The sequence below is a fragment of the Shewanella sp. genome (genome assembly GCF_051658185.1).
Classification (GTDB): domain Bacteria; phylum Pseudomonadota; class Gammaproteobacteria; order Enterobacterales; family Shewanellaceae; genus Shewanella.
In genome coordinates this window covers 1-2,224 of the sequence record NZ_JBOFMC010000032.1, presented here as the reverse complement: position 1 = coordinate 2,224, position 2,224 = coordinate 1, and the positions used below count along the sequence as shown (strand labels likewise).

The window sequence follows — 2,224 nt, the reverse complement described above, 5'->3', positions numbered from 1 at the left end:
CTTGCATGCTGCACGGTTTTACAACGCAAGTGATGACAGCGCAAGTTCTCACAACTAAATTAAATAACTCAATTAAGTAACTCAATTGAGCAACTCTAGTTATCGTCATGGCATCTACAGCGTCAGCTGAATAAAGCCGCCGGCGGGGAGCTGGGCGTTGTACGTTAAACCAGTAAAGGCATCGCTCAATAATAATTGTTTGTGGTCAGCAGTTTGAGTCGCGATGCAGAGGCGCTCATGGGGTAAAATCGTACGGAACTGGGTGACAGGCTTATCCCAAGTTCGCGCACCTAATGACACACTGTCCGCAAGGGCTAATGGACTTAATCCTTCACTATTACGTAAATAGCACCGCAATCCCTTACCCGATTGGGCAATCGCTGCTCGGTACTTGGTCAGGTCAATGACAAGGTAAATAATATCGACGGTGATATCGAGCCCTGACTTTACTAAGCGTTCATTCAAATAGCTCAGCATGTGGAATGGCTCAAGAAGGGTACTACTCTGCCCCGTTCGATAACTTTTCAGTTTTTGATTGAAAAAGCTGCGTAATAACACACACCCAAATGCAGCCCGATTATTTTCAGGGTGAAGGTGGGCCATATACATAATAAAGTGATTATCCCCCACCTGCGTCGAGTCAATAAAATAGCTGCTGATATCACTATTTTTAAATAGGCTGTAATCGACTTTTACTGCGGGATAACGAATATGAGAGGCAGGAAATAATTGCTGCTGCACTTGCTTGGCAGCTTCCACACTTTGCTCTAGCAGAGCAAGATTTGCATCGAGTTCTTGGTGGGATAAGGCATCCATTTCATCGATGCTAGGCTCACCCTGGTGGCTTGCTTGTAAACCTTGTTTAATGGATTGCTCAATAATAAATAAGTCTGGCACGGGCTTCACTAAGTAATCACAAGCGCCAATACGCAGCGCCTCCACCACATCGGCCATCACATTATTACCCGATATCACAATCGCGGGGATCAGTGGCTCAAGTGCCGTCATTTGTTTAAGCATCTCGAGGCCACCGAGCTTAGGCATGCTCAAATCGGCTAGCACAATATCAAATCGTTGCTGCTTAAATAACCCTAAGCCTTGCTCACCGTCACAGGCTTGGACAACAGCGGCCCCGCGCGCTATTAAAAACGTAGCGACAATTTGCCGAAAAACAGGGTCATCCTCGACCAAAAGTACTGAAACATCATTTAACGCCATAAAAATTCCAGAATAAATTCATCGAGTAAGCGACATCTCAATCAGTACATCGGAAGCATCATACGATACGATAAAAACTGTGTTGCCATTAAGCCCTTGGCAACCAAGTACAGTGCATAGGTTTACTCAAGCTCCTGCATGTATTGTTCGAGCAACTCATCATCTTGTTTTTGCGGAACATCACCATCGTAAACTTTATAGTCAACGTGTTGTAAATACGCGTCCTTCACAAAGGCATAGGGATCAAGCGCATTATCCACGAGTCTTTCTTGATCAATTGCCGCGGCCCTCGAATGCAGACTTTTGACGCCCCATTTGATCACTGTTTGCCACATGGTTAACTCAGACAGGGGGAAGTATAGACCATCAACCCAATCCGAGGCGAGTTCGCGCACCACATAGGGCCCTGCAAACGGGGCCATAAAATAGGGGCCATTTGGAACGCCGTAATAGCCTAACACCTCACTAAATTCGTCTTGTTTGCGGGGCATCCCCATCATATCGGCGACATCGATGATACCGAGCAGGCCAATGGTGGTATTGACTGTAAAACGCCCGCCAGCATTGGCGGCCCATCGCCATTTGCCCTGCAGCGTGTTGTTCACTAGGCTACTGGGTTCTTCGAGGTTTTCTAACACATTATTGATGCCCGTTTTTACCGGTCTTGGGAGGTAATCGTTATAACCGTGCGCGATCGGGCGATAAAGATATCTATCTAAATACAGATAGTTAAAATCCCACATGGTGCGGTTAAAGCTTTCAAACGGATCCTTTGGATCATCATAGGTAATGGTGACCGGCGCGGAGGTTGGCTGTGGAGTTGCATCGGAAGCAGGCACTTCTGTTCCATTGGCTTGGGGCAACAGCGCACATCCTAAAAATAACCCTATCCATTTCAACTTCATAATGCTCTCTTAAAGTAAATTTACGGCGATAAGTTACGGTATTGAAATGCCGATGCGATAGCGCGTTTTTGCCAAGCAGCTTAGGTGCTATGGCATCACTC

General features: G+C 46.4%; 2 protein-coding genes. Both read right to left on the bottom strand.

Annotated elements, in window-relative coordinates:
- Positions 1–114: 114 nt before the first annotated feature.
- Entirely contained in the window at positions 115–1,218 is a 1,104-nt protein-coding gene (locus ACRCZA_RS01310; protein WP_438672684.1) for a response regulator, read from the bottom strand.
- Between the two features lie 122 nt (positions 1,219–1,340).
- Positions 1,341–2,123 carry an MlaA family lipoprotein gene (locus tag ACRCZA_RS01305; RefSeq protein WP_438672683.1) on the bottom strand — a complete coding sequence of 261 codons (783 nt, stop codon included), beginning with the start codon at positions 2,121–2,123 and terminating at the stop codon, positions 1,341–1,343.
- Positions 2,124–2,224 lie beyond the last annotated feature (101 nt).

What these genes read in the sequence shown, in the direction of transcription:
- ACRCZA_RS01310 (WP_438672684.1), bottom strand. Translation starts at nt 1,218, where the DNA reads ATGGCGTTAAATGATGTTTCAGTACTTTTGGTCGAGGATGACCCTGTT.
- ACRCZA_RS01305 (WP_438672683.1), bottom strand. Translation starts at nt 2,123, where the DNA reads ATGAAGTTGAAATGGATAGGGTTATTTTTAGGATGTGCGCTGTTGCCC.